Origin of the sequence: Nonomuraea sp. NPDC049421, from assembly GCF_040677005.1 — a bacterium.
GTDB classification, from domain to species: domain Bacteria; phylum Actinomycetota; class Actinomycetes; order Streptosporangiales; family Streptosporangiaceae; genus Nonomuraea; species Nonomuraea salmonea.
Genome location: NZ_JBFAQA010000005.1, coordinates 235,603 through 259,570 on the forward strand (window position 1 = coordinate 235,603; position 23,968 = coordinate 259,570).

Below are 23,968 nucleotides of genomic sequence, written 5' to 3' on the forward strand. Positions count from 1 at the left end.
CTTAGGATGCGGTTCATGCCGCTGCACCTCCCTCCGCCCGACGACCGACTGTCCGGACACACCGGCTACACCCGGGCCCACTGGGAGGCGATGGCCGACCACCTGCTGGCGTCGGTGGCGCCGTACGCCACCGAGGGCTTCGCCCAGTACCGCCTGCCCGGCGAGCCCAGCATCTCCGGCACGGTCAGCGACGGGCTGGAGGGCTACGCCCGCACGTTCCTGCTGGCCGCCTTCAGGATCGCCGGCGCTCAGGGCGACGTGGAGCCCGAGCTGATCGAGCGGTACGCGAGCGGCCTGATCGCCGGCACCGACCCCCGCCACCCCTTCGCCTGGCCGGCGCTGACCGACATGGCGCAGCCGCTGGTCGAGGCCGCGTCGATCGCGCTGGCGTTGCACGAGGCCCGGCCGTGGATCTTCGACCGGCTCTCACCGGAGCAGCGGGAGCGGGTGGTGGGCTGGCTCGCCGGGTTCATCGGCAAGAGAACGCCCGACAACAACTGGGTGCTGTTCCGGGTGATCGTCGAGCAGTTCCTGGCCGAGGTGGGCGGCCCATACGAGTCGGACGAGATCACCGGCGGCCTGGAGCGCATCGAGGAGTGGTACGCCGGCGACGGCTGGTACACCGACGGCAAGGGCAAGAACTTCGACTACTACTGCGGCTGGGCGCTGCACCTCTACCCGTCCCTGTGGGCGCGGATGGCCGGGGACACCGCCCGAGCCGAGCGCTACGCCGGCCGCCTGCGCCTTTTCCTCGAGCAGTACCAGCACTTCTTCGCGGCCGACGGCGCTCCCGTGCACCAGGGGCGGTCGCTGACGTACCGGTTCGCGACGGTCGCGCCGCTGTGGCTGGGCGCGCTGACCGGCGCCACGCCGCTGCCGCCGGGACGCACCCGCCGCGTGGCGAGCGGCGTGCTGCGGCACTTCGCCGAGCGCGGCGTGCCCGACGAGCGCGGCCTGCTCACCCTCGGCTGGTACGGCCCCTTCCGCCCGGTCGTGCAGCCCTACTCGGGCCCCGCGTCGCCCTACTGGGCCAGCAAGGCGTTCATCGGCCTGCTGCTGCCGCCCGAGCACCCGGCGTGGACCGACCCGGAGGAGCCGGCCCCTATCGACCTGGCCGACCAGAGCGTGGCCATGCGGGGGCCCGGCTGGCTGCTGCGCGCCACCCACAAGGACGGCGTGGTGCGCCTGCTCAACCACGGCAGCGACCGCGACCGCGTGCAGAGCAGGGACGGCGTCCCCGATCCCCACTACCTCCGCCTCGCCTACACCAGCCACACCGGGCCCGAGGCGAGCGGCGTGGACAACAACCTGGCCGTCATCGCACCCGGCGGCGCCACCTGCCTGCGGCGGTCCATCGAGCCCCTCGCCGTCTCCGACGGCTTCGCCGCCTCGGCCCACCAGGACGGCGACGTCCGCGTGGTCACGGCCGTCGTGGTCGCGGGGGCATCCGAGATCAGGATCCACCAGGTCACCGCGCCCGCCGGGCACCACGTACGTGACGGCGGCCACGCACTGGCCGCCGAGACCCCGCCCGAGCTGCGGCAGGGCGACAGCGTGGCGTCGGCCAGGCGCGCGGACGGCCTGACCAGCGCCGTCCGCGCCCTGCACGGCTTCACCGGCACGGGCCTGGCCACGGCCGAGCACGCCAACGCCTTCGGCCGGCACTCCGCCACGCCGTACGCGGTGGCGACCGGCCACCCCGGCGGCACCGCCGTCTACGTCAGCCTCGTCCACCTGTCGGGCGCCGGCGAGGAGCCGCCCGCGCCGTCGGTCGAGGTGACGGACGGCGCGGTCGTCCTGGGCCTGAAGAACGAGACGGTCACCGTCCGCCTCGGCCCCGTCCCCGCCCGCACCCGGTAGAGCCGGGTCACTTCTTCTTGAAGGTGTCCTTCACCTTCTTGCCCGCGTCCTTGATCTTCTCGCCGGCCTGCTTCAGGCCGCCCTCGGTCTGGTCGGCGCGCCCCTCGGCGCGCAGCTCCTCGTCGTCGGTGACGTCGCCGACGTTCTCCTTCGCCCGTCCCTTGAGCTCCTGAGCCTTGTTGCGGAACTTGTCGTCGGTGCCCATGTCCGTGCCTTCCTGCTCGATTTGCCGCGGGCCCTTGTCCTTACCGAGCGGGAAGGGCGGAAACGTGGTCCCATGACGCGAGCCGGGCGTGGATCTCCTCCCGTACCGGAAGGGTGAGCGCCTCGGCGTGGGCGCGGGCGAGCAACCCCTCGATCGAGACCCGCTCGCCCGTCTCGGCCGCCCGCACCGCCGCCTCCACCATGGCCAGGCTGCCGATGTTGCGGGCGATCGCCCCGGAGGGAACCGTGCCGCCGCGCACCGCCGCGACGAACTCCACCAGCGCCCCCGCGATCTGCTCGTGCTCGCCGGGCGGCACGAGCAGATCGGCGGCGGCCCCGTCGAGGCTGGAGCCGACCCGCTGCTCGCCGTCCCACGTGGCGCTGCCGCCGGGACCGACGGCCCGCCACTCGCCGTTCCACGAGGTCTCCAGCCCGTCGGCGCACCAGCTTCCGTTGTAGACGTAGCGGACGCCGTCCTCGAAGCGGAAGGTCGCGGTGGCGGAGGCGTCGCCGCGGTACCAGCTCCATGGCGGGTTCCAGCTCTCGCACGTCACCGACACGGGATCGGCGCCGAGCAGGTAGCGGGCCGCGTCGAAGGCGTGGATGGCCATGTCGACCAGCAGCGGCTGGTCCATCTCGTCGCGGAACCCGCCGAAGCGCGGCCCGCGGAAGAACGACGTGGTGAGCAGGCCTGGCGGGCCGAGCCGGCCGATCAGCCGCCGGTACTCGGCCAGGGCCGCGTAGTAGCGCCGCGACTGGCTGATCATCAGCAGCCGCCCCGACGCCTCGGACGCGGCGGCCTGCACCAGGGCCTCGGCCAGCGTCGGCGCGGCCGGTTTCTCGCACAGCACCGGCACCCCGGCGAACAGCGCCTCGACGCTGACCGCGGTGTGCGCGGCGGGGACGGTGACGTTGACGACCGCGTCGGGCTCGACCGCCGCGAGCAGCTCGCCGAGCGAGCCCGCGACCGGGGCCGCGCAGCCCGTCTCGCGCAGGGCCGCCCGCGCCCGCTCGACGTCGAGGTCGGCCACCCCGGCCAGCTCGACGTCGCCGGAGGCCGCCAGCGTACGCAGCCAGGCCAGCCCCATGGCCCCCGCGCCCACCTGGACGACGCGCAGCGGCCGGCTCATTCCGCGTCCTTGTTGTGCATGGCCCCCCGGTACCCGTGGCCGTTGAAGAAGTCGTCCCTGTCGTAGCGCAGCAGCGTCGGCAGCGCCCGCCGGTCGGGGTCGCAGGCCGCCCACTCCACGCCGTTCGCGATGACCTGCAGCACGTCGGGATGGTGGTAGACGGGGTAGTCCTGGTCGCCGGGGCTGAAGTAGAAGATCTTGCCGTTGCCGCGCCGGAAGGTGCAGCCGCTGCGGAACACCTCGCCGCCGCTGAACGAGCTGATGAAGATGAGCTCGTCCGGGGTGGGGATGTCGAACTGCTCGCCGTACATCTCCTGGGCGGGGATCTCGATCGGATGCGGCACGCCGCGCGCGATGGGGTGCGCCGGGTTCACCGTCCAGACCAGCTCGCGGTCGTTGTCGCTGCGCCAGCGCAGCGTGCAGGTGGTGCCCATCAGCTTGGTGAAGATCTTCGACCAGTGGCCGGAGTGCAGCACCACCAGGCCCATGCCGGACAGCACGTGCCGGTGCACGCGCTCGACGACCTCGTCGGCCACCTCGCCGTGCGCCGCGTGCCCCCACCAGGTGAGTACGTCGGTGCCGGCCAGCACCTCCTCGGTCAGTCCGTGCTCGGGGTCGTCGAGGGTGGCGGTGGCGACCTTCGCCCGCTCGCCCAGCCGGGCCTCGACGCCCCGCCTGATCGCGTTGTGCATGCCGTCGGGGTAGATCTCGGCCACGTGGGGCTCGGTCTGCTCGTGCCGGTTCTCGCCCCACACCAGGACGTTGAGGGTTCGAGTGGTCAAGGGGACGTCCTTTCCATAGGTCACTTGACGGCGCCGCTGACGGCGCCGGCCGCGATGTAGCGCTGAGCGAAGATCAGCAGCAGCCCCGCCGGGACGGACGCCAGCACGGCCGTGGCCATGACGGCGGCCCAGTCCTGCGAGTTCGCGCTGATGTAGTCGTAGATGCCGAGCGTGATGGGCCTGACCTCGGGCGTGCTGGTCAGGGTGAGGGCGAACAGGAAGTCGCTCCACGCCGACAGGAAGGTGAACAGGGCCGCCGTGACGATCGCGTTCCTGCTGATCGGTACGACGATCGCGAGGAACGCCCGCAGGTTGCCCGCCCCGTCCACCATCGCCGCCTCCACGAGCGCCGGCGGGATCGACCCCATGAACGCCCTGATGAGCAGCACCGCGAAGGGGATGCCCGCCGCCGAGTTGGCCAGGATGAGGCCGAACACGTTGTTGATCAGGAACAGCGAGTTGAACAGCGGATAGAGCGCGTTGGCGATGACCATCGCCGGGATCATCTGGGTGATCAGCAGCACGAGCAGGAACACCGTGCCCGCCTTGGTGCGGAAGCGGTACAGCCCGTACGCGGCGGGCGTCGCGATCGCCAGCGTCAGCACCACGGTCCCGAGCGCGATGACCAGGCTGGTGACGAAGTTGCGGCCCTGCTCGGTCACGGCGGTGGCGTAACCGGACAGGTCGGGGTGGACGGGGAAGAAGTCAGCGGCGGCGGCGCCAGAAGCGGCCTGGAGGCTGGTGTTGACCATCCAGTAGACAGGGAAGATCATCACGGCCAGGAGGACGACGCCGAGCACCGTCATGGGCAGTTTCCGAGCAGTGGAGGTGTGGTTCACGTGCGGCGCCTCACTCGTGCGGCTCGCGGCGCGAGATGAACAGGTAGATGAGGGCGAAGACCAGCGAGACCACGATGAGGACGTTGCTGATGGCGGCGCCCTGGCCGAAGTCGAACTCGACGAACGACTTGTTGTAGGCGTTCGTGGCCAGCGTCTGGGTGGAGTTGGCGGGGCCGCCGCCGGTCAGGCCGAGGATGATGTCCACGACCTTGAGCGTGTAGACCACGCCGAGCACGATGACGACGCTCACCACCGACCGGATGCTGGGCCAGGTGATGTGGCGGAACGCGGTCCAGCCGGTGGCGCCGTCGAGCGCGCCCGCCTCGTACAGGTCCTTCGGCACCGCCTGCAGGCCGCTGTAGAGGATGGCGACGTTGAACGGGATGCCGAGCCAGATGTTCACCCCGATCACGCCGGCCAGCGCGAGCGTCGGATCGACCAGCCACGGCACGGCAGGGACACCGAACAGGCCGAGGAACTGGTTGAGCGCGCCGCTCTCCTGGTCGAGCAGCCACTTCCAGACCGCGCTGGAGGCGATGAGCGGCAGCAGCCACGGCAGCAGCAGCAACGCGCGCAGGAAGCCGCTCAGCGGGAAGTTGCGCTTGAAGAACAGCGCCAGCGCCAGCCCGATCACGAACTGGAAGGTGATCGAGCCGACCGTGAACAACGCGGTGTTCACCAGCGTGGTCGTGAACAGGTGGCTGGACAGGATCGTCACGTAGTTGGTGAGCCCGACCCAGGGCGCGTGCCCGCTGTAGAAGGTCGAGGTCGTGTACTCCTGGAAGCTCATGACGACGTTCTGGACGATCGGATAACCGAAGAACATCGCCACGAAGGCCATCGCGGGCAGCGTGAACAACCACGGCGTGGCCCGCTTGAGCAGGCGCGCCCACAGCAGGTCGCGCCGGCCGCGCGCGGCGGCCGCGGAAAGGCTGAGATCGGCTGAGGTCACCACGCGGCTCCTTGTCACTCGCCCTGCGCCTGGCGCAGGGCCTCGGCGGGCGCGGCCTTGCCGGTCAGCGCGATCTGCACGGCGTTGTAGATCTTGGTGGCCGCCTTCGGCCAGTCGGGTCCGAGGGTCGCGGTACGCGAGCGCGCGGTCCGCACGGTGGTGACGAACGTCGCGATCGCCGGGTCCTCGGCCGCGGCGCGATCGGCGACCCCGGGGTTCGTCGGGACGGTCTGCGTGACCTTCGCGGTCTCGCGCTGCAGCTCCGGCGAGACCAGACATCTCACGAACCGCCCCGCCTCGGCCATCCTGGCCTTGTCGCCGGTGCGCGGCACCGTGAACAGCTCGCCGCCGAGCGGGGCGACCGTGGGCTGCGTGGCCAGCCGGGTCGGGATGGTGAACGTGCCCCAGTCGACCTCGTGCTGCTTCCTGAGCGCGGGGATCTGCCAGGGTCCGTTGACCACCATCGCGGCCTTGCCGGCCATGAACTGGTCGATGACGTCGTCCTGGCTCCAGATGATCGAGCTCTTCGACATCGAGCCGTCGTTCTGCAGGTCGACGAGGAACCGCAGCGCCTGCACGGTCGGGGGAGTGGTGATGTCCTGCTCGGTGCCGCCGTTGCCCCACATGAACGGCAGGAACTGCCAGGAGCCTTCGTAGGTGTTGACATTGCTCATCGCGAAGCCGTACCGGCCGGGGGCGGTCAGCCTTTTCGCGGTGGCGCGGAGTTCGTCCCAGGTTCTGGGGACTTTCGTGATGCCGGCCGCCCGGAACAGCGCTTTGTTGTAGAAGATGCTGAGCGTGTTGACCGAGGGGGCCAGGCCGTACACTTTCCCGGCGTACGTGCCGGCCTTCACCACGGCCGGCGTCATTCCCTCGCCGTGCAGGCCGTAGTCGGACAGCGGGGTGAGCGCGCCCGACTCGGCGATCTGCTGGACGTCGGGATTGTCGAGCATGAGCACGTCGGGCAGGGTGCGCGAGGAGCTCTGCTGGAGCACCTTGGGGATCAGTCCCGGGCCCGCGACGTGGTCGATCCTGATGTCGAGGCCGGTCTGACGCGCGCACGAGCGGTAGAGCGGGTCGTGCAGCTCGTCGTAGTAGTCCTGGATGACGAGGGGGCCGGTGGCTTGCGCGTCGGCGGCGGTCCCGCCGCACGCCGACAGGGTGAGGGGGATGAGAACCGCCGCGACAGTCACTTTGGGCGCCTTCCCGTGACGCTTTTGTGCTGTCTCCATGTGAGCTACTCCTAGGGGGTCGCCACGGAGTCGATGAAGGGTCGTTTACAAGGGGAAAGGGGCTGCGGGAAGTGATGCCGCCACTCGCGGGGCGGCCAGGGCAGTGATCGAAATAAAGCGCTTAACCGCGCTGGCTTGACCGATATGTTGCGCCTGTCCGACGGCGATGTCAACAACAAGTTAAGCGTTTTACGAAACGCGGGCGGGCGATATAGTCGCAGATGCTTCGCGCGGCCCTGACGAGTCGGGAGGCGGCATCCATGGTCACGATGCGCGACGTCGCCGAGCGGGCGAACGTCTCCATCGCCACGGTCTCGTTCGTCATCAACGGCACCAAACGGGTCGCGCCCGAGACCCGCGCCCGCATCGAGGCGGCCATCCAGGAGCTCAACTACCGGCGCAACGTCGTCGCCCGCGCCCTGGCCAGCTCGCGCACCCGCATACTCGCGCTGCTCCACCCCGACCTCGAGTCCAAGCCCAACGCCACGGTGATCCAGTTCGTCATGGGCGCGGCCCACGGCGCCCGCGAGCGCGGCTACGACCTCGTGCTGTGGCCGGTCAACGACGACGAGCAGATGTCCCACCTGCTGGCCGGGGGGCTCGTGGACGGCGTGCTGCTCATGGAGGTGCAGATCCGCGACGCGCGGGTGGCGCGGCTGCTGGCCTCACGCGTGCCCTTCGCGCTGATCGGCCGCACCGAGGACGACGGCCTCCCGTACGTCGACATCGACTTCGCCACCACCATCCACCAGGCCGTCGAGCACCTGCGCGGGCACGGCCACGAGCGCGTCGCGCTGGTCGCCCAGCAGACCGACGCCACCACCGAGCCCGGCCGCATCATGCGGGTCGAGTCGGCCTACCTCGACGCGATCGCGCCGCTCGGCCACCCGCCCGCCGTCATCAGGGTCGAGAGCACCTCCGCCGGAGGCCGGGCCGCCGCGCGCCGGCTGCACGACGACTTCCCCGAGGTCACCGCCGTCGTGCTGGTCAACGAGGGCGCCGCGGCGGGCCTCGCCAAGGGCACGCGGGCGCTCGGCCGTCAGGTGCCGGGCGACCTGTCGATCATCTCGGCCGCGACCACGCGCGAGCTGGGCGAGATGATCGAGCCGTCGCTGACGGTCATGGCGGCGCCGGCCGCCGAGCTCGGCCGGATGGCCGCCGACGCGCTGATCGACCGGCTCGAAGGGGCCGAGGAGGCGCCGCCGCAGGTGCTCATCCCGTGTGCTCTGGTGCCGGGGGAGTCGGTGGGGCCGCCGCCGGCCCGCTGACGTCGAGGCCCGCCTGCGGGCCGACGAGCCTGGCCAGCGCCTCCTGGGCGGTCGCGCGTACGGCGGCGGGGTCGTCGAGGTCGAAGCCCACGACGAGCCCGTCCCTGAGCATCAGCAGCAGGTCGGCCGTGCGCTCGGGGTCGGGGTGCCCGGCCTCGGCCAGCAGGTCGCGGTAGAGGTCGCGGTTCCAGCGGCGGTGCTCGACGATGGCCTGCCGCACCGGGTGGGCCGGGTCGGGATATTCGGCCGCGGTGTTGACGAACGGGCAGCCGCGATAGCCGGGCCCGCTGCCGAACTCGCAGAGGTGGACGAAGAACGTGCGCAGCCGCTCGTACGGGGCGTGGTCGCGGATCAGCTCGGCCGCCGCCGTGCGCTGCAGCCCGCTCTGGTCGGTGATGTAGGCCCTGACCAGGTCGTCCTTGCTGGGGAAGTGGTGGTAGAAGGTCGCCTTGGCCACGCCCGCCTCGGCGATGATCCGGTCGATGCCGACCGTGTGGATGCCCTCGGCGTAGAACAGCCGCGTCGCCGTCTCCAGCACGCGCTCGCGGGCGGGGCTCGGCCGGCGTCCCTGCAACGTTCCTGCGCTCACAGATTGACGATACCAGACAGGTCTGTCTACTATCGGCGCAAGACCGAACAGACAGGTCTGTCTAGTTGAAGGGGCATGACATGAGCATGTACACCGCCATCGCCACCGCCGCCGGCCGCGACGGGCGCGCCGTCAGCTCCGACGGGCGGCTCGACGTCAAGCTGGCCCTGCAGAAGGAGCTAGGCGGCGACGGCGAGGGCACCAACCCCGAGCAGCTCTTCGCCGCCGGTTACGCCGCCTGCTTCGCCTCCGCCATGCGCTTGGTGGCCGGGCAGCAGAAACTCGACGTCGCCGACGCGGCGGTCACGGCCGAGGTCCGCCTGTCGCCCAACGGCAAGGGCGGCTTCCAGCTCTCGGTGACCCTGCGCGCCGAGCTGCCCGACCACATCGGCCCCGAGGCGGGCCAGGCGCTCCTTGAGGCGACCCACCAGGTGTGCCCGTACTCCAACGCCACGCGGGGCAACATCCCGGTCGAGCTCGTCATCGAGTAGGGCGTTGCACCTTAAGCGCCTTTGTCAGGGAATCTCCCGAAGATCGCGGTCAAGGTCCCCCCTGTGATGGTGTGGCCTTCGGGGGAGACGCGTGGGCAGACTGTGGGGCCGGTCGTTGCGGACGCGGCTGGCGTTGTTCGCCAGTGTCACGATGTTGCTGCTGAGCATCATCGTGAACGCTTTCGTGCTGCTCGGAATCAGGAACGAGGTCGCCGAGATCCGCGCCCACGAGCTGTCCACCAGGGCCGTACGCGTGCTGATCCTGATCAAACGGGGGCGCCTGCCCCAGGTGCTCGACCAGGACGGCACCGACGGCATGCAGGTCCTCGACCACACCGGCCGGCCGGTCGCCTGGACACCCAACCTGGCCGGCCGACCCCGCCTCACCACTGTCGTGCCGCACCGCTCCCTGGCCAACGACGCCGGGATCGTGTGCGGCATCCCGGCCTTCGATGGTGAGTGCAAGATCACGGTGACCGTGATCGCATACCAGCCGGAGGGGGAGTGGCTGGTCTACGCCTTCGGCCCCGCCGTGCCCTGGTACGTCAGCCCGACGACGCTCATCTTCCAGATCGGCGTGTCGGCCGCGCTGGTCACGCTGACCTGGTTCGGCGTGTCCCGCATCGTGGCGAGGACCCTGGCGCCCGTCGGCAGCATCACCAGGAAGCTCGCCGAGATCAGCGCGGGCGGCGGCGGCCTGCGGGTGCCCGTTCCGGTGAACGACGACGAGATCAGGGCGCTGGCCGAGACCAGCAACCAGACCCTGGAGCGCCTGGAAGCCGCGCTCGCCGGGCTCCAGGACGCGATGGAGCGGCAGCGCAGGTTCGCCACCGACGCCTCCCACGACCTGCGCAGCCCGATCACGGCGATGCGGGCACAGATGGAGGACGCCATGCTCCATCCCGAGGAGGCCGACTGGGCGGAGACCGGCCAGAAGGTGCTGGCCAGCCTCGACCGGCTGCAGGCCATCGTGGGCGACCTGCTCACGCTCACCAAGCTCGACGCCGGAGCGCCCGACCAGCGCGAGCCGGTCGACCTCGCCGAGCTGGTCGCCGCCGAGACGGCGCGGCCGCGCTCCAAGGAGTTCGTCACGACCCTGGAGACCGGCGTCGTCGTCATGGGCGACCGGCTGCAGCTGGCCCGCCTGCTGACCAACCTGCTCGACAACGCCGAGCGGCACGCCGAGCGGCGGGTCATCGTCACCGTGCGGCGGCAGGGCGACGACGCGGTGGCGGAGGTCGTGGACGACGGGGCCGGCATCCCTCCCGAGCACCGCGAGTTCGTCTTCCAGCGCTTCGCCCGCCTCGACGCCGCCCGCAACCGCGACGCCGGCGGCACCGGACTCGGGCTGCCCATCGCCAGGGAGATCGCGACCGCGCACCTCGGCACGCTCTCCATCGAGGACTCCGACACCGGCGCCCGTTTCGTGCTGCGCCTGCCGATCCTGGAGGAGGACTGAGCCCGCCGTGACGGGTGCGCAACCAGCGACATGACTGACATGAGGAGGATCGGGGCACATGCAGTTCCGGACCAGGTTTGTGCCACCGGAGGGAGAGCCACATGGATCAGCCGGGTACCGGTAGCCGGAACGTCCACGACGGCGCGGATGCGGCGACCGGCCGCGTACGCTGCACGCCTCCTCCCGCCGCCGAGCTGTTCGAGATCGTGGTCCTGGACACCACCGGCGGCGATCCGCACTGGCACACCATCGGCTGGGGCGTGAACCGGGGAGACGCCGACACCATCGCGCAGTCGTACGTCACCCGTCCGGTATGTCCGTACGAGGAGGCTCGGATCCGGCAGAACGGGCACCTGGTGGGGGTGCACCGCCGGCAGTCCTGACCCCCGTGCCGTCAGGGCCTGGCGTGGCCGGCGGCCAGGACGGCCGCCAGCGCCTGTTCCACGTCGTCGTGGAAGGTCGCCGCGCGATCGGCGCCCGTGATCTCCAGCAGCCTGGCCGGCATCGGCTGCACCCCCGCCAGATGCAGGCCGGCGCCGTGGGCGCGGGCCAGCGCGCCGGCGGCGAGCAGTACCGCGAGGCCGGAGCTGTCGATGAAGGTCAGCTCGCGCATGTCCACGATCACGTGGTCGCCGAACCGGCGGCGCTGCCCGCCGATGAACTCCTCCAGCTCGGCGGAGGTGCTGATGTCGACCTGGCCGGCCACGGTGAACAGCGTGGCCCCTGAATAGTGGCGACAGGTGAGTTTCACGGGCTCTCCTGGCGTTGGTCGGCCGGTGGCTGGTCGTACGGGGGGTATCGCGGGGACGCCAACCGATGCAGCAACCTTATGCCCGCCGATCAGACACCCGAAAGAGGATTCGTCAAAGGATCTTCAGGAAGGATCCTGGGCGGACCGGTCGTCCATCACGCCGTACGCCGTCGCGCGGAAGAGGAACGACGCCCACGACCGGTAGGGCCGCCAGGCGTCGGCCAGCCGCCGGTACGCGGACGGCGGCGCGTCCTCCGCCAGCCCGTACGCCTCCCGCAGGATCGCGAACAACCGCGGCTCGTCACCGGGGAACGCGTCCGGCGCCCCCGCGCCCCTGATGAGGATCAGCCCCGCCGAGAACGGCCCCACGCCGGGCAGCGACCGCAGCTCAGCCAGCGCCTCCTCCGGGGCCAGCGAGCGCAGGTGCTCGGTGGTGAGCAGGCCGTCGAGCGCCGCCCTGGCCAGGCCGCGCAGCCACTCCTCCTTCTGCGCCGGCAGGCCGAGCCCGCCCGCGTCCAGCAGCGAGACCGGCGGCGGGAACGCGGCGAACGGCTCACCGTCCACCACCACCTCCGCGCCGTACCGCTGCGCGATGCGCTGCTTGATCGCCGACGCCACGACCATCGACGAGCGCTGCACGATCACCGCCCAGCAGGCCGCCTCCCACGGGCTCCAGAAGCACACGGGACGCAGGCCGGGACGCAGCCGGAGCAGGTCGCCCAGCACCGGGTCGGCGTCGCCGAGCTTGGCGAAGCCGGTGCCGTCGACGTCGAGCGAGAAGATCCGCGCCACCTCGCCCCTGATCGCCGGGCCCGTCGGGCGCGTGGTGGTGACCGACACGCCGCCGGGGACGCCCGTCACGCTCACGCCGATGGGCCGCCAGTCGGCCTCCGCGCTGTACGCGAAGCGCAGCGTCCGCCCGTCGGAGGGCAGCCTGCTGGTGGCCGGCCAGTCCTCCACGAAGCGCAGGGAGTCGGCGAACTCGAACGGGCCCTCGGCGGTCAGCGTGAATCCGTGCGTGGTCATGCCGCTGATGTTAGGCGGCCTCCGGTGCCTGGCGTACGGTGAAATCCTGACGCTGACGTCAGCAGCACCTGAGGGGGAGATCGGATGCGGATCGGCGAGCTCGCCGCCCAGGCCGGGGTGAGCGTGCGCGCGCTGCGCTACTACGAGGAGCAGGGCCTGCTCTTCTCCGAGCGCACGCCCAGCGGGCAGCGCGTCTATCCGGATGGCGCGGTGGAGCGGGTCAGGCTCATCCGGCAGCTCTACGCGGCCGGGCTGGCCAGCAAGGCCATCGAGCCGATCATGCCGTGCGTGATGTCGGGCGAGGTCGTGCCCGAGCTGATCGAGCGGCTGCGGGCCGAGCGGGAGCGCATGGACGACAAGATCAACGAGCTGGTCGAAGCCCGGACCAAGCTCGACTCCATCCTCGCCGTCGCCGACGCCGTCGCCCACGAGGGCGGGAACTGCCCCCGATGACCCAGGAGGGCGCGGACGCTCCCGGCGAGGGCGTTCCCGGCGGTCCCGGGTGCGCGCCCGAGACCGCGTTCGTGCTCGGGGGCGGGGGCGTGCTGGGCGCCCACGAGGTGGGGATGCTGCGGGCGCTCGACGAGGCGGGCGTCCGTCCCGGGCTGGTGGTGGGCACGTCCGTCGGCGCGCTCAACGGCGCGGTCATCGCCGCCGACCCGGCTCAGGCGGTCGCCAGGCTGACCGGTCTGTGGCGTTCCGACATCGTCCGTACGGCCTTCGCCGGCTCCTGGGCGGCCCGGCTGTCCACGCTCGCCAAGACGCGCACCCACCTGCACCCCAACGAGCCGCTGCGCGGCGTGCTGCGCGAGACCGTGCCGGCCGCCCGCATCGAGGAGCTGGCCGTGCCGTTCCAGTGCGTGGCCGCCTCGGTCGAGCGCGCCGCGGCCCACTGGTTCAGCTCGGGGCCGCTGGTGGACGCGGTGCTGGCCTCGTGCGCCGTACCGGGGTTGCTGCCGCCGGTGGTGATCGGCGGCGAGCACTTCTACGACGGCGGGCTCGTGCACAGCATCCCCATCGGCAGGGCCGTGCAGCTCGGCGCCAGGCGTGTCTACGTCCTGCACGTCGGCAGGATCGAGCGCCCGCTGAGCCCGCCGCGCAGGTTCTGGGAGGTGGGCATGGTGGCGTTCGAGATCGCCCGCAGGCACCGCTTCGCCGAGGACCTCGCCACGCTGCCGCCCGGCGTGGAGGTGCACGTGATGCCGTCGGGTGTGACCACGCCCGTCTCGCCGCTGCGCTACCGCGACGGCTCCCAGGTGGCGGCCTGCATCGACCGCGCCTACCAGGCGTCTTCCCGCTACCTGCGCGAAAGAGGAGGATGAGAGTACGCCCTTGAGGAGGCCGCCGTGCTTCCACCTCGCATCCTGCGCAGGGTCGTCCTGGCGCCCCTGGTCATCGTGGTCACCGTGTTCATGCTGGTGACGCTGCCGTTCTGGCTGGTCGTCACGGCCGCCGCCTCTCTGCGCCTGCCGCCGCCGCAGCGCAGGGGCGCGCGGTTCGTCTGGTTCGCGGTGGCGTGGCTGACGCTGGAGTCGGCGGTGCTCATCGCGTGCCTGTGGCTGTGGGTGGCGGGCGGCGCGAAGCGGCAGGAGCGGCATTACGCGCTGATCGGCTGGTTCCTGACCCGCGTGTACGGCGCCGCCGAGCGCATCTTCCTGCTCACCACCGACATCGAGGAGCCAGAGCCGACCCCGGAGGAACAGGAGGCCCGGCTCTCCCGGCCGGTCATCGTCCTGTCCAGGCACGCGGGCCCCGGCGACTCCTTCCTGCTGATCCACCACCTGCTGGCCCGCTACCACCGCCGGCCCCGCATCGTCATGAAGGCCGCGCTCCAGTACGACCCGTCGCTCGACGTCGTCGTCAACCGGCTGCCGAACGCGTTCGTGCCCCGCAGCACCGACCAGAGCGGCGTCACCGCCGAGATCCGCCGCCTCGCCGCCACGATGGGCGACAGGGACGCGCTGGTGATCTTCCCCGAGGGCGGGAACTTCACCCCGCGCCGCCGCCGCCTCGCCATCCGGCGGCTTGAGGAGAAGGGCCTGACCGGCGAGGCGGGCCGGGCCCGCGACATGGACCACCTGCTTCCGCCCCGCCCGAACGGCGCCATCGCCGCCGTCGAGTCATGCCCGGCCGCCGACGTCATCTTCGTCGCGCACACCGGGCTCGACCAGCTCGTCACCGTGGGGGACGTCTGGCGCAAGCTTCCCGTCAGCGCGCACATCACCGCGAAGTGGTGGCGCGTACCGGCCGCCGAGATCCCCAGGACCCGCGAGGAGCGCGTCCGCTGGCTGTACGACCACTGGGCGCTCATCGACGCCTGGATCACCGAGCAGCGCGGAAGCCGTCCAGGAGCCGGGTCACCGTCCGATGACGGAGGTCGTCCGGCCAGCCGCCCGCCAGCGCGCCGTGGGTGGCGGCGGTGAGCACGGCCATGACCTCGTCGAGCCGCACGTCGGGGCGTACGGCCCCGGCTTCGCGCGCCGCCTCCAGCAGCGTGCCGAACACCTCACTGAGCGCCATGATCTGCTCGCCAGGCTCGATGGGCGCGCCTTCCTCGGCGAGCAGGCTCACCACGGCGCCGATCCTGGCCGAGCTGCCGACGAGGAAGGCGAAGTAGTCGAAGAACGCCGACCCCGGGTCCCCATCGGCGATGAGGGTCTCCGCCTCGGCGACGAGCCGCCGCCGCAGGTCCTTCATGATCGCGGTGAGGAGGGCGTGCTTGGTGGGGAAGTGACGGAAGACCGTCCCGATGGCGACGCCCGCTCGTGCGGCGACCTCCTCCGTGGACGCCGATGTGCCCCGCTCGGCGAACACCTCCTCGGCGGCGGCGAGGATGCGGGCGCGGTTGCGCCGGGCGTCGGCGCGCATGGGCTTGGTGGTCGTCATTCGTCCGCTCGTTGACAAGATGAGTCCTCGACTCATATCAATGAACCTGAGTCCTTCACTCACCTTAGCCTTCCTGCGAAGGGAATCCCATGCCCGACCGCACCCCGCGAGACCTCTTCGCCCGCTTCCAGCACAACGTCCTGTCCGGAGCCGCGGCCCTCGACGCGGAGATGCTGGCCGACGACGTGGTCGTGGAGCAGCCGTTCGCGCGCCATAGGACCGAGGGGCGGGAGCGGGTCGCGGCCATGGCGGAGGAGGGCCGCGCGTCCCTCCCCGTCACCTTCGAGGAATTCCGCGACGTGACCGTCCACGAGACCTCCGACCCGGAGGTGATCGTCACCGAGTACCAGCTGGTGGGCACCTTGCGGGGAAGCGACGTGCGCGCCCAGGCCGCCTTCGTGGTGGTGCTGCGCGCGAGGGACGGGCGGATCGTGCATTGGCGCGAATACCAGGACCGCGCCGCCATCACCGAAGCCCTCACCTGACCCACCCCACCGCCGCCGTTGACGCGGCGCTCGCCTCTGCTGTGGCGTTCCGCCCCCGCTTCCCGCGCGATCCCTCTCTAGGGGGCGCCGGGTGGGAGTGTGGGGAGTGTGGGGGAGGGACCTTGTTCGATCAGGTGGAGGAGGGCGTCCGTGTCCATGTGGTGGTCGATGAGGTCGCCGAGGGCGTCCAGGCGGGCCTCGCGGAGGCGGGCGAAGTCGGTGTCAGGGGCGGGGGTGAAGGCGCGGCCGGCGCGGTCTGCGACGTCGGTCAGGAAGGCGCGGCGGAAGCCGTCGTTCTCCAGGGCGCCGTGCCAGGTGGTGCCGAAGACGTTCGCCGAGCGGCAGCCGTCCAGGAAGGGCTCGCCGCCCTCGACGGTCGCGACGCCGTGGTGGATCTCGTACGCGCGCACCGCCTCCCCGTACGCGGACCCGACGGGCCGGCCGAGCCGCTTGTCCGCCCCGAACGCGACCCGCACCGGCAGCAGCCCGAGCCCCTCGACCCGGCCCGCCCCCGACTCGACGTCGTCCACGATCTCCCGCCCGAGCATCTGGAACCCGCCGCAGATCCCCAGCACGGGCCCCGTCCGCGCGCGCAGGGCCGCCGCGAGCCCGCTCTCCCGCAGCCAGGCCAGGTCGGCGACGGTGGCACGGGAGCCGGGCAGCACGACGAGGTCGGCGTCGTCCAGCTCGCCGGCGGAGGTGGCGAAGCGCACCACCACACCGGGCTCGGCGGCCAGCGCGTCCACGTCGGTGAAGTTGGAGATGCGCGGCAGCCGTACGACGGCGACCCGCAGCGTCTGCCGCCCGTACGCAGGCCGCACCGCCACCTGCCGCCCGTCGAGGGCGAGTGAGTCCTCGACGTCCAGCCAGAGCCCGTCCAGCCAGGGCAGCACCCCGTAGACCTCGCGGCCGGTGAGCCGCCTGATCATGTCGAGCCCCGGTTCGAGCAGTTCCTTCGCGCCGCGGAACTTGTTGACCACGAACCCGGCCACGTGCGCCTGATCGGCGGCGTCCAGCAGGCCGACCGTGCCGTAGAAGGCGGCGAACACCCCGCCCCTGTCGATGTCGCCGACCACGATGACGGGCAGGTTCGCGGCCCTGGCCAGGCCCATGTTGGCGATGTCGCCGCGGCGCAGGTTGATCTCGGCCGGGCTGCCCGCGCCCTCGCACACCACCACGTCGTACTGCTTCCTGAGCCGTTCAAGCGCCTCCAGCGCGGTCGTGCGCAGCAGGTCCTTCAGCGCGCCGTACTCCATGGCGTCCACGTCCGCGACCGGCCGGCCCATGAGCACGACCTGGCTGCGGCGGTCGCTGCCCGGTTTGAGGAGGATCGGGTTCATGTCGGCGGCCGGTTCGAGGCCGGCGGCCTGCGCCTGCACGGCCTGCGCGCGGCCGATCTCGGCGCCGTCGGCGGTGACGTACGAGTTGAGCGACATGTTCTGCGCCTTGAAGGGCGCGACGCGCACGCCACGGCGGGCCAGCCAGCGGCAGATCCCGGCCGTGACCACGCTCTTGCCCGCGTCCGATGTGGTGCCCGCCACCAGGAGTGCGCCGTTGACCATGGCCACACCGTATCGAAGCCGCAGATCGCGAAATTTCCAGGTAACCGGCCATTTACGAATGCTGTGACTTCTGTCACTCTGGCTAGAACGTCGCACTAGAACTGGATTCTAGAGTCACCTACGCGAAAGGGTGGGCATGGTCGGGACGTTCGGCTCGCCACGGACGGGCACCATCGACGCGCGATCCCGCGCGCCATTCGGCTGGGCACCCCTGGTGGTGCTGTTCATCGTCGGACTAGTGGACAGGATGGAGGCCAACCTGCTGTCGGGCGTGCTCCCGGTCATCCAGCGGGAGTGGCACTTCAGCGACACCGCGGCCGGCTCCATCCCGACCGCCGCCGCCCTGGCCGCCGCCGTGGTGGCCCTGCCGGCCGGTTACCTCGCCGACCGGTTCAGCAGGACCCGGATCATCGCGATCGTCGTCTTCTGCTGGGCGCTCGCCACGCTGGGCTCCGGCCTCGCGACCGGGTTCGCCATGTTCTACCTGATGCGGGTGCTGCTGGCCGCCGCCGAGAACATCGACAACCCGGCCGCCGGCAGCCTGCTCGCCGACTACTACCCGCCCGCCAGCCGGGCCAAGGCGTACGGGCTGACCCGCGTCACCACGTACCTCGGTGGTGTCGGCACCCTGCTCGGCGCCCAGCTCGCCGCCGCGTTCTCGTGGCGTACGGCGTTCCTCATCATGGTCGTGCCGGGCGTGCTCACGGCGCTGCTGGTCTGGTTCCTGCGCGAGCCGCGCCGCGGCGAGCTGGACCGGATGGTCGCGAACGGCGCGATCGCCCCGGAACCGTCCATGGCCGGTGCCGGTGGTGGTGCCGGCGGTGGGGCCGCTCCGCCTGCGTCTTCCGCCCCCGCCGGGGCGGAGGTCAAGCCGCCGTTCCTGACACAGGTGCGCGGCGTCATGGCCATCCCGACGCTGCTGTTCGTCTGCGTCGGGCTCGCGCTGCTCAGCCTCGGGCTGGCCGGGATCTTCTTCTGGCTGCCCACGTTCATGGTGCGCACCCTCGGCGCGGACGTCGCCACCGCCGGCTCGCTCAGCGGCCTGCTCACCATCGCCGGCACGCTGACCGGCACCCTGGTCGGCTCCTGGCTGGGCAGGAAGTGGCACGGCACGATCAAGGGCGGGCGCCTGCTCGCGGGCGGCGGCGGCATCACGGCCGGCTCGGTGGTTCTCGCCGGCGCGCTGTCCATGGACTCGGTCGGCGCGCTGGCCGGCCTGATGCTGCTGGCCAGCGCGCTCATGTCGATCGCGATCCCCAACATGACCGCCTGCCTGGCCGACGTGGTGCCGGCCGCCGCGCGCGGGCTCGGCTTCGCCGTCCTGCAGCTCTTCCTGACCGTCGGTACGGCCTTCGGCTCGCTGGTCGTCGGCATCGTCTCCGACGGGACAGGCTCGCTGCTGACCGGCATGTACGTCCTGATCGCCCCCATGGTGGTGGGCGGCCTGCTCACGCTGGGCGCCAGGGCGTCGTTCGAACGGGACGCGGCAAAGGTCCTGGAGGACGCCCGCCACTGACCCGTCCGCCTCTCGGGATGCGGCGGGGGCCCTTGGGCGCCCGCCGCCGGCCCGTGCGGTCAGCCCTGAGGCGGCATGCGCCGCTCCTGCTCCTCCTGGGTCGGGGGCGGCTGCTGCCCGGCCTGCCGGCCCGGCTGTCCCGGCTGCTGTCCTGTCGGCTGGCCGGTCTGCTGGCCGGTCTGGTCCTGCCCGCCGCCGTAACGGCGCTGGACGGTGTCCGCGCCTCTGCTGATGTGCTCGTCGTACTTGTGGCCGGTGCGCTCCTTGGCGTACTGCTCGGCGCGGTCGACGATCTGGTCGGCCTGCTTGGAGTGTCCCCTGGCCAGGTTCTCTGCCTTCTTCAGCCACTCTCCGATGCGGCTCATGACCTTTTCCCCGTTTCTTCCGGTTACGCCCGCCCCCTACCCCGCCAACCTGGGATGATGTCTTTGCCGGAATCCGGCAGCGAACTCGTCCGCAGACTGCCGGACCTCCCCCATGACGCGCGGCCCCCCGAGGCGCGACGATGCGGGCATGACAGCAGTGGTGCAGGCCGAGGGGCTGACCAAGTACTACGGCGCCCGCCGCGGCCTGGAGGACCTCACGCTCGACATCCAGCCGGGGGAGATCTTCGGCTATCTCGGGCCCAACGGCGCGGGAAAGACCACGACTCTCCGGCTCCTGCTCGACGTGATCAGGCCCACCCGGGGCGCCGTGAGCGTGCTCGGCGGTCACCCGCGCGAGCCCGCCGTCCGCGCCAGGATGGGCTACCTGCCCGGCGACCTGGTGCTGGAGGGCCGCGACCGGGCCGCCGACTACCTGCGCTTCCTCGCCAGGGTCCGCGGCGGCGTGCCCGCCTCCCGCATCGAGGCCCTGGCCGAGCGCTTCGACGCCGACCTATCGGTGCCCATGCGCAAGCTCTCCAAGGGCAACAAGCAGAAGATCGGGCTCATCCAGGCGTTCATGCACGAACCCGAGCTCGTCCTCCTCGACGAGCCGACCGTGGGGCTCGACCCGCTCGTGCAGCAGGAGTTCCTGGCGCTGGTCCGGGAGGTGCGAACCTCGGGGCGTACCGTGCTGATGTCCTCCCACGTGCTGGCCGAGGTCGAGAGCGTCTCCGACCGGGTCGGCATCGTGCGCGGCGGGCGGCTGGTGGCCGTCGAGAACGTCGCCGTGCTGCGCGAGAAGGCGGTGCGCCGCGTCGAGCTGCACTTCGCCGCGCCCGTCCCGCGTGACGCCTTCGAGGGGCTGCCCGGCGTACGCGACCTGCGGGTGGAGGGCGCCGCCGTGCGGTGCACGATCGACGGACGTCCCGACGCCCTGGTCAAGGCCGCCGCCCGGTTCACCGTCGTGCACCTCGTCAGCGCCGAACCCGACCTCGAAGAGATCTTCCTGACCTACTACAGCGACGAGGAGGCGGTCCGATGATCGCCAGAAGCCTGCGCGAGCACCGCCGCCCCCTCTTGTGGTGGACGCTCGGCATCAGCGCCTTCATCGCCCTGTACGTCGCCGTCTACGGCGCCGTCCGCGCGAACCCGGACACGTACGGGCCGGCCATGCTGAACAAGTTCCCCGGCCCGTTGCGCGACCTCATGGGCGGCATGCCGGACATCACCTCTGGCGCCGGTTACCTCCAGACCGTCGTCTACCAGCTCTTCGTCCCCATGCTGTTCATCGCCTGCGCGACGCTGCTCGCCAACCGGGCGCTGGCCGGGCCGGAGGAGGCCGGCACGCTCGAACTCGTCGTCACCCTGCCGGTGGACCGGCGGCGGCTGGTGCTCGACAAGTTCCTCGCGCTGGCCGTCGCGCTCGTGGTGGTGGCCGTGGTGACGTTGCTGGTCGCGGTCGCGATGAGTGCGCTCGTACGGACCGGGGTGCCCTTCGACCGCATCCTGGCCGCGCAGGTCGGCGTCCTGCTGCTCGCCCTGTTCTTCGGCGCTCTGGCCCTGGCCGTCGGAGCCGTCGCCGGGCGCCGGGCCGCCGCCTCGTCCGCCGTCGGCGTGTGGGCCGTCCTCGGGTACGCGGTCGTCACCGTGGGCCGCTCGTGGGAGGCCGTCGCCTGGCTGCGGTGGCTCTCGCCGTTCCACTACTACGCCGACGGCCGGCCGCTCTATGAGGGGCTGCCCGTCACCGACTACCTTGTCCTCGCGGGGGCGACGGCCGTGCTCGCACTCACCGCGGTGCTCGCCTTCGACAGGCGCGACGTAGGAGTCTGATGCCGCCCACGGACCCACCCCCGGCCGCGCCCACCGGCCCGCCCTCCGGCCCGCCTTCCGGCCCGTCTGGCGGGCCGTCTGGCGGGCCGCCCGCGGATGTGTCCGCCGACCTGCTCGCTGACCAGCTCGCCGGGCTGCTCGACGGGCACCGGCGGCGGTTGGCCGAGTATGCGGCCACCGGACGGGCCTTCGACCGGCGCGCCCTCGACGCCTACCGCGCCGCCGGCAGCCAGGCCGCCCGGGCCGGCGTACCGCTGCGGCTCCTCGTCGACCGCGCGCTCGCCGCGGGAGAGGGCGTGCCCGGCGTGCTGCCCGCGCTGCGCAGGGCCGTCTCCGCGCTCATGGAGGGGTACGAGCAGGCCCAGCTCACCGCCATCCGCGAGGAGGAGAGCGCGCGCAGGGAGTTCGTGGACGACCTGCTCCAGGGCCGGGCCGAGCGGCTCGCGGAACGGGCCGAGCACTTCGGGCTGCGGCTGGCCGAGTCGTACGTCGTCGCCGTGGCCCGCGGGCTGCGCGACGGCGACCAGGACCGCATCGAACGCGACCTCGTCGCCCGCTTCGGCTCCCACAACGTGCTGGTGTCCGTACGCGACGGGCTGCTGGTCTGCGTCGCCCCCGCCACGCTGGGGGCCGCCGTCGGCGAGTTCGTCCACCACGTACGCAACCGCTTCCCGCCCGGCTGGCGCGTCGGCGTCGGCCGCCCCAAACGCGGCCCCGGCGGAGTCGTGACCTCCTACCGCGAGGCCGCCCAGGCCCTCGAACTGGCCGACGGGCTCGGCCTCACCACCGACGTCGTCAAGGCCGCCGACCTGCTGGTCTTCCCCGTACTGCTGCGCGACAGAGGCGCCATCGAGGACCTGGTGACCAGCGTGCTCAACCCGCTGCTCGACGCCAGGGGCGGACCGGAGCCGCTGCTGGAGACCCTGGAGGCCGTCTTCGCCTCCCACGGCAACCAGACGGCCGCCGCCCGGCGGTTACGGGTGAGCCCGCGGGCGGTGACGTACCGGCTGGAACGCATCCGCCGCCTGACCGGCTTCTCCCCGGACGACCCGACCCAACGCTTCACCCTGGAGACGGCCGTCCTCGGCGCCCGCCTCCTGAACTGGCCGGCCGCCTTCTGACCACAACCGCATGCGCACCCCGCCGACTCAATCACTGACGGCCAGGCGTACCCCGAACCCCACGATCACCACTCCGGTCACCCGATCGAGAGCCCGCCGCACCCGAGCCGACCGCAGGAACCCGCTCATCAACGACGCGAACCCGATCAATCCGGCACTCCACACGAGCCCCTCGACCACGTGCACCCCGGCCAGCACCAGCCCCATGACCGCGTGCGGCGCTCCATCCGGGATGAACTGGGGCAGCATCGCCACGTAGAAGGCCCCCACCTTGGGATTGAGCAGGTTCGTCAGCAGCCCCCGCCGCAACCCCTTCCAGAAGCGCACCTCCTGCCCCTCCACCACCTCATGCCCGGCCTCCCGCTTGAGCAGCATGCGCATCCCCATCCACACCAGGTACGCCGCCCCCGCCCACCGCAGCACGTCATAGGCCACCTGCGAGGCCGCCAGCAACGCCGACAGCCCCGCGGCGGTGAGCACACCCCACACCAGCGTGCCGAGCTGGATGCCCAGCGTCACCCCCAAGGCCGGACGCCGCCCGGCCAGCAGGGACGTCCGCAGGATCAACGCCGTGTCGAGCCCGGGCGTCACCGTGAGCAACGCGACCACGGCGGCGAACGACCAGATGGAGGTGGTGATGTCCATGAAGGTCAGGGTATGAGAAGCAGCTTCCCTGTGGTCCGCCGCCCCGCCAGGTCCTCATGCGCCTGCCGGGCGTCGGCCAGCGGGTAGCGGTGGGAGACGTTGATCCGCACCTGGCCCGCGCCGATCCAGCCGAACAGGTCGGCGGCGCGCTGCAGCAGCTCGGCCCGCTCCGCCACGTAGTGCACGAGCGTGGGCCTGGTCAGGAAGAGCGAGCCCTGCTTGTTGAGCACCTGCGGGTCGAGCGGCGGCACCGGGCCGCTGGCGGCGCCGTACAGGGCCATGAGCCCGCGCGGACGCAGCGCCTCAAGCCCGCCGTCGAACGTGGCCTTGCCGACACCGTCGTACACCACGTCGATCGTGCCCCGCAGAGCCTGCGCGAAGTCGTCGTAGCGCAGCACCTCGTCCGCGCCCGCCTCCCGCGCCAGCTTCTCCTTCTCGTCGGTGGAGACCGTCGTGTACACCTTGGCGCCCTTGAGCTTGGCCAGCTGGATGAGCAGCTGCCCCATGCCACCGGCCCCCGCGTGCACGAGCACCCGGTCGCCCGCTTCGACCTCGTACGTGGAGTGCGTCAGATAGTGGGCCGTCATGCCCTGCAGCATCGCCGCCGCCGCCAGCTCGGCCGGCACGCTGTCCGGCACCGGCACCAGCCGATCGGCCGGCACCACGGCCTTCTCGGCATAACTCCCGAGCACACTCGCCCACGCCACGGTGTCACCCACCGCGACACCCTCTACTCCCGGGCCGACGGCGGACACCGTCCCGGCCCCTTCGGACCCGATGGAGGTGGGCAGATCGAGCGGATAAGCACCGGACCGGTGGTAGATGTCGATGAAGTTCACCCCGCTGGCGGCCACATCCACGACCACCTCACCGTCCCCGGGCACCGGATCGGGACGCTCGACATACTCAAGAACCTCTGGCCCGCCTTGGGCGGACACGATGATCGCACGCATACCCCTAGTCAACTCCGCCCCA

The 23,968-nt window shown here is 71.7% G+C and carries 27 protein-coding genes; 13 read left to right on the forward strand and 14 right to left on the reverse strand.

All coding sequences use genetic code 11. From position 1 onward, the window contains the following. Positions 1 to 15 precede the first annotated feature (15 nt). Positions 16 to 1,860 (forward strand): DUF2264 domain-containing protein, encoded by a 1,845-nt coding sequence (locus AB0K18_RS11410; protein WP_364913278.1) that lies wholly within the window; start codon positions 16 to 18, stop codon positions 1,858 to 1,860. Between the two features lie 7 nt (positions 1,861 to 1,867). Here AB0K18_RS11410 and AB0K18_RS11415 read toward each other — a convergent pair whose 3' ends face one another. The 6 genes from AB0K18_RS11415 to AB0K18_RS11440 are packed head-to-tail and all read right to left on the reverse strand — an operon-like array spanning position 1,868 to position 6,960. After that, entirely contained in the window at positions 1,868 to 2,065 is a 198-nt protein-coding gene (locus AB0K18_RS11415) for a CsbD family protein (RefSeq protein ID WP_364913279.1), read from the reverse strand. 40 nt (positions 2,066 to 2,105) lie between these two features. Next, a complete protein-coding gene (locus tag AB0K18_RS11420) occupies positions 2,106 to 3,194 on the reverse strand; it encodes a Gfo/Idh/MocA family oxidoreductase (protein WP_364913282.1) in 1,089 nt (362 codons plus the stop codon). Beyond that, the gene (locus AB0K18_RS11425; RefSeq protein WP_364913285.1) at positions 3,191 to 3,976 is read right to left on the reverse strand and encodes a ThuA domain-containing protein; all 786 of its coding nucleotides are present in this window, start codon (positions 3,974 to 3,976) and stop codon (positions 3,191 to 3,193) included. The genes AB0K18_RS11420 and AB0K18_RS11425 overlap by 4 nt, the downstream gene beginning before the upstream one ends. Before the next feature lie 20 nt (positions 3,977 to 3,996). Beyond that, the gene (locus AB0K18_RS11430) at positions 3,997 to 4,815 is read right to left on the reverse strand and encodes a carbohydrate ABC transporter permease (protein WP_364913288.1); all 819 of its coding nucleotides are present in this window, start codon (positions 4,813 to 4,815) and stop codon (positions 3,997 to 3,999) included. Between the two features lie 10 nt (positions 4,816 to 4,825). Further along, complete coding sequence (locus tag AB0K18_RS11435) at positions 4,826 to 5,767, reverse strand: sugar ABC transporter permease (RefSeq protein ID WP_364913291.1); 942 nt, start codon at positions 5,765 to 5,767, stop codon at positions 4,826 to 4,828. Positions 5,768 to 5,781: 14 nt separating this feature from the next. Further along, positions 5,782 to 6,960: an extracellular solute-binding protein gene (locus AB0K18_RS11440; RefSeq protein ID WP_364913293.1), complete on the reverse strand. Its 1,179-nt coding sequence runs from the start codon at positions 6,958 to 6,960 to the stop codon at positions 5,782 to 5,784. Positions 6,961 to 7,259: 299 nt separating this feature from the next. On the opposite strand from AB0K18_RS11440, the gene AB0K18_RS11445 reads away from it, so the two are divergent. Continuing rightward, the gene (locus AB0K18_RS11445) at positions 7,260 to 8,267 is read left to right on the forward strand and encodes a LacI family DNA-binding transcriptional regulator (protein ID WP_364913296.1); all 1,008 of its coding nucleotides are present in this window, start codon (positions 7,260 to 7,262) and stop codon (positions 8,265 to 8,267) included. On the opposite strand, the gene AB0K18_RS11450 is transcribed toward AB0K18_RS11445, so the two are convergent. After that, complete coding sequence (locus AB0K18_RS11450; protein ID WP_364913297.1) at positions 8,212 to 8,856, reverse strand: TetR/AcrR family transcriptional regulator; 645 nt, start codon at positions 8,854 to 8,856, stop codon at positions 8,212 to 8,214. The genes AB0K18_RS11445 and AB0K18_RS11450 overlap by 56 nt on opposite strands. An 80-nt stretch (positions 8,857 to 8,936) precedes the next feature. On the opposite strand from AB0K18_RS11450, the gene AB0K18_RS11455 reads away from it, so the two are divergent. From AB0K18_RS11455 to AB0K18_RS11465, 3 genes are all read left to right on the forward strand, one after another. Continuing rightward, on the forward strand, positions 8,937 to 9,347 hold the full coding sequence (locus tag AB0K18_RS11455; RefSeq protein WP_364913300.1) for an organic hydroperoxide resistance protein: 411 nt from the start codon (positions 8,937 to 8,939) through the stop codon (positions 9,345 to 9,347). A 91-nt stretch (positions 9,348 to 9,438) separates the two neighbouring features. After that, positions 9,439 to 10,806, forward strand: a complete 1,368-nt coding sequence (locus AB0K18_RS11460; protein ID WP_364913303.1) for a HAMP domain-containing sensor histidine kinase — start codon at positions 9,439 to 9,441, stop codon at positions 10,804 to 10,806. A 101-nt stretch (positions 10,807 to 10,907) separates the two neighbouring features. Beyond that, a complete protein-coding gene (locus tag AB0K18_RS11465) occupies positions 10,908 to 11,189 on the forward strand; it encodes a hypothetical protein (protein ID WP_364913306.1) in 282 nt (93 codons plus the stop codon). An 11-nt stretch (positions 11,190 to 11,200) separates the two neighbouring features. Here AB0K18_RS11465 and AB0K18_RS11470 read toward each other — a convergent pair whose 3' ends face one another. Both AB0K18_RS11470 and AB0K18_RS11475 read right to left on the reverse strand, forming a co-directional pair. After that, positions 11,201 to 11,557: an STAS domain-containing protein gene (locus tag AB0K18_RS11470; RefSeq protein WP_364913309.1), complete on the reverse strand. Its 357-nt coding sequence runs from the start codon at positions 11,555 to 11,557 to the stop codon at positions 11,201 to 11,203. A gap of 123 nt (positions 11,558 to 11,680) precedes the next feature. Beyond that, positions 11,681 to 12,583, reverse strand: coding sequence for a hypothetical protein (locus AB0K18_RS11475; RefSeq protein ID WP_364913311.1), 903 nt, complete (start codon positions 12,581 to 12,583; stop codon positions 11,681 to 11,683). A gap of 84 nt (positions 12,584 to 12,667) precedes the next feature. Between AB0K18_RS11475 and AB0K18_RS11480 the strand changes: the two genes are divergently transcribed. From AB0K18_RS11480 to AB0K18_RS11490, 3 genes are read left to right on the forward strand one after another with little or no spacing between them, the layout of a single operon-like run. Continuing rightward, positions 12,668 to 13,036 carry a MerR family transcriptional regulator gene (locus tag AB0K18_RS11480; protein WP_364913313.1) on the forward strand — a complete coding sequence of 123 codons (369 nt, stop codon included), beginning with the start codon at positions 12,668 to 12,670 and terminating at the stop codon, positions 13,034 to 13,036. Continuing rightward, positions 13,033 to 13,905, forward strand: coding sequence for a patatin-like phospholipase family protein (locus AB0K18_RS11485; protein ID WP_364913316.1), 873 nt, complete (start codon positions 13,033 to 13,035; stop codon positions 13,903 to 13,905). The genes AB0K18_RS11480 and AB0K18_RS11485 overlap by 4 nt, the downstream gene beginning before the upstream one ends. 24 nt (positions 13,906 to 13,929) lie before the next feature. Beyond that, a complete protein-coding gene (locus tag AB0K18_RS11490; RefSeq protein WP_364913318.1) occupies positions 13,930 to 15,006 on the forward strand; it encodes a 1-acyl-sn-glycerol-3-phosphate acyltransferase in 1,077 nt (358 codons plus the stop codon). Here AB0K18_RS11490 and AB0K18_RS11495 read toward each other — a convergent pair. Beyond that, positions 14,906 to 15,469: a helix-turn-helix domain-containing protein gene (locus AB0K18_RS11495; RefSeq protein WP_364913321.1), complete on the reverse strand. Its 564-nt coding sequence runs from the start codon at positions 15,467 to 15,469 to the stop codon at positions 14,906 to 14,908. The two genes, AB0K18_RS11490 and AB0K18_RS11495, sit on opposite strands and share 101 nt — an antisense overlap. Positions 15,470 to 15,558: 89 nt before the next feature. Between AB0K18_RS11495 and AB0K18_RS11500 the strand changes: the two genes are divergently transcribed. Continuing rightward, on the forward strand, positions 15,559 to 15,954 hold the full coding sequence (locus tag AB0K18_RS11500) for a nuclear transport factor 2 family protein (protein ID WP_364913324.1): 396 nt from the start codon (positions 15,559 to 15,561) through the stop codon (positions 15,952 to 15,954). A gap of 77 nt (positions 15,955 to 16,031) precedes the next feature. Here the strand turns inward: AB0K18_RS11500 and AB0K18_RS11505 are convergent, their stop codons facing one another. Then, entirely contained in the window at positions 16,032 to 17,516 is a 1,485-nt protein-coding gene (locus AB0K18_RS11505) for a cobyric acid synthase (RefSeq protein ID WP_364913326.1), read from the reverse strand. Between the two features lie 136 nt (positions 17,517 to 17,652). On the opposite strand from AB0K18_RS11505, the gene AB0K18_RS11510 reads away from it, so the two are divergent. After that, a complete protein-coding gene (locus tag AB0K18_RS11510) occupies positions 17,653 to 19,032 on the forward strand; it encodes an MFS transporter (RefSeq protein WP_364913329.1) in 1,380 nt (459 codons plus the stop codon). Positions 19,033 to 19,091: 59 nt separating this feature from the next. Here the strand turns inward: AB0K18_RS11510 and AB0K18_RS11515 are convergent, their stop codons facing one another. Continuing rightward, positions 19,092 to 19,397 (reverse strand): antitoxin, encoded by a 306-nt coding sequence (locus AB0K18_RS11515; protein ID WP_364913332.1) that lies wholly within the window; start codon positions 19,395 to 19,397, stop codon positions 19,092 to 19,094. 148 nt (positions 19,398 to 19,545) lie between these two features. Here AB0K18_RS11515 and AB0K18_RS11520 point away from each other — a divergent pair, with 148 nt between their 5' ends. The 3 genes from AB0K18_RS11520 to AB0K18_RS11530 are packed head-to-tail and all read left to right on the forward strand — an operon-like array spanning position 19,546 to position 22,348. Continuing rightward, a complete protein-coding gene (locus AB0K18_RS11520; RefSeq protein WP_364913334.1) occupies positions 19,546 to 20,439 on the forward strand; it encodes an ABC transporter ATP-binding protein in 894 nt (297 codons plus the stop codon). Next, a complete protein-coding gene (locus tag AB0K18_RS11525; RefSeq protein WP_364913337.1) occupies positions 20,436 to 21,227 on the forward strand; it encodes an ABC transporter permease subunit in 792 nt (263 codons plus the stop codon). The genes AB0K18_RS11520 and AB0K18_RS11525 overlap by 4 nt, the downstream gene beginning before the upstream one ends. Next, complete coding sequence (locus AB0K18_RS11530) at positions 21,227 to 22,348, forward strand: helix-turn-helix domain-containing protein (RefSeq protein ID WP_364913339.1); 1,122 nt, start codon at positions 21,227 to 21,229, stop codon at positions 22,346 to 22,348. The genes AB0K18_RS11525 and AB0K18_RS11530 overlap by 1 nt, the downstream gene beginning before the upstream one ends. Positions 22,349 to 22,375: 27 nt before the next feature. On the opposite strand, the gene AB0K18_RS11535 is transcribed toward AB0K18_RS11530, so the two are convergent. Together AB0K18_RS11535 and AB0K18_RS11540 are read right to left on the reverse strand one after the other, a co-directional pair. After that, positions 22,376 to 22,993: a LysE family translocator gene (locus tag AB0K18_RS11535; protein ID WP_364913342.1), complete on the reverse strand. Its 618-nt coding sequence runs from the start codon at positions 22,991 to 22,993 to the stop codon at positions 22,376 to 22,378. A gap of 5 nt (positions 22,994 to 22,998) precedes the next feature. Beyond that, on the reverse strand, positions 22,999 to 23,946 hold the full coding sequence (locus tag AB0K18_RS11540) for a quinone oxidoreductase (RefSeq protein WP_364913345.1): 948 nt from the start codon (positions 23,944 to 23,946) through the stop codon (positions 22,999 to 23,001). Positions 23,947 to 23,968 lie beyond the last annotated feature (22 nt).

Bases quoted from the DNA above. Each gene is read 5' to 3' on its own strand.
- AB0K18_RS11495 (WP_364913321.1), bottom strand. From the start codon at position 15,469: ATGACGACCACCAAGCCCATGCGCGCCGACGCCCGGCGCAACCGCGCC.
- AB0K18_RS11500 (WP_364913324.1), top strand. From the start codon at position 15,559: ATGCCCGACCGCACCCCGCGAGACCTCTTCGCCCGCTTCCAGCACAAC.
- AB0K18_RS11445 (WP_364913296.1), top strand. From the start codon at position 7,260: ATGGTCACGATGCGCGACGTCGCCGAGCGGGCGAACGTCTCCATCGCC.
- AB0K18_RS11465 (WP_364913306.1), top strand. From the start codon at position 10,908: ATGGATCAGCCGGGTACCGGTAGCCGGAACGTCCACGACGGCGCGGAT.
- AB0K18_RS11525 (WP_364913337.1), top strand. From the start codon at position 20,436: ATGATCGCCAGAAGCCTGCGCGAGCACCGCCGCCCCCTCTTGTGGTGG.
- AB0K18_RS11530 (WP_364913339.1), top strand. From the start codon at position 21,227: ATGCCGCCCACGGACCCACCCCCGGCCGCGCCCACCGGCCCGCCCTCC.
- AB0K18_RS11515 (WP_364913332.1), bottom strand. From the start codon at position 19,397: ATGAGCCGCATCGGAGAGTGGCTGAAGAAGGCAGAGAACCTGGCCAGG.
- AB0K18_RS11455 (WP_364913300.1), top strand. From the start codon at position 8,937: ATGAGCATGTACACCGCCATCGCCACCGCCGCCGGCCGCGACGGGCGC.
- AB0K18_RS11520 (WP_364913334.1), top strand. From the start codon at position 19,546: ATGACAGCAGTGGTGCAGGCCGAGGGGCTGACCAAGTACTACGGCGCC.
- AB0K18_RS11480 (WP_364913313.1), top strand. From the start codon at position 12,668: ATGCGGATCGGCGAGCTCGCCGCCCAGGCCGGGGTGAGCGTGCGCGCG.
- AB0K18_RS11410 (WP_364913278.1), top strand. From the start codon at position 16: ATGCCGCTGCACCTCCCTCCGCCCGACGACCGACTGTCCGGACACACC.
- AB0K18_RS11475 (WP_364913311.1), bottom strand. From the start codon at position 12,583: ATGACCACGCACGGATTCACGCTGACCGCCGAGGGCCCGTTCGAGTTC.
- AB0K18_RS11510 (WP_364913329.1), top strand. From the start codon at position 17,653: ATGGTCGGGACGTTCGGCTCGCCACGGACGGGCACCATCGACGCGCGA.
- AB0K18_RS11485 (WP_364913316.1), top strand. From the start codon at position 13,033: ATGACCCAGGAGGGCGCGGACGCTCCCGGCGAGGGCGTTCCCGGCGGT.
- AB0K18_RS11540 (WP_364913345.1), bottom strand. From the start codon at position 23,946: ATGCGTGCGATCATCGTGTCCGCCCAAGGCGGGCCAGAGGTTCTTGAG.
- AB0K18_RS11505 (WP_364913326.1), bottom strand. From the start codon at position 17,516: ATGGTCAACGGCGCACTCCTGGTGGCGGGCACCACATCGGACGCGGGC.
- AB0K18_RS11415 (WP_364913279.1), bottom strand. From the start codon at position 2,065: ATGGGCACCGACGACAAGTTCCGCAACAAGGCTCAGGAGCTCAAGGGA.
- AB0K18_RS11535 (WP_364913342.1), bottom strand. From the start codon at position 22,993: ATGGACATCACCACCTCCATCTGGTCGTTCGCCGCCGTGGTCGCGTTG.
- AB0K18_RS11420 (WP_364913282.1), bottom strand. From the start codon at position 3,194: ATGAGCCGGCCGCTGCGCGTCGTCCAGGTGGGCGCGGGGGCCATGGGG.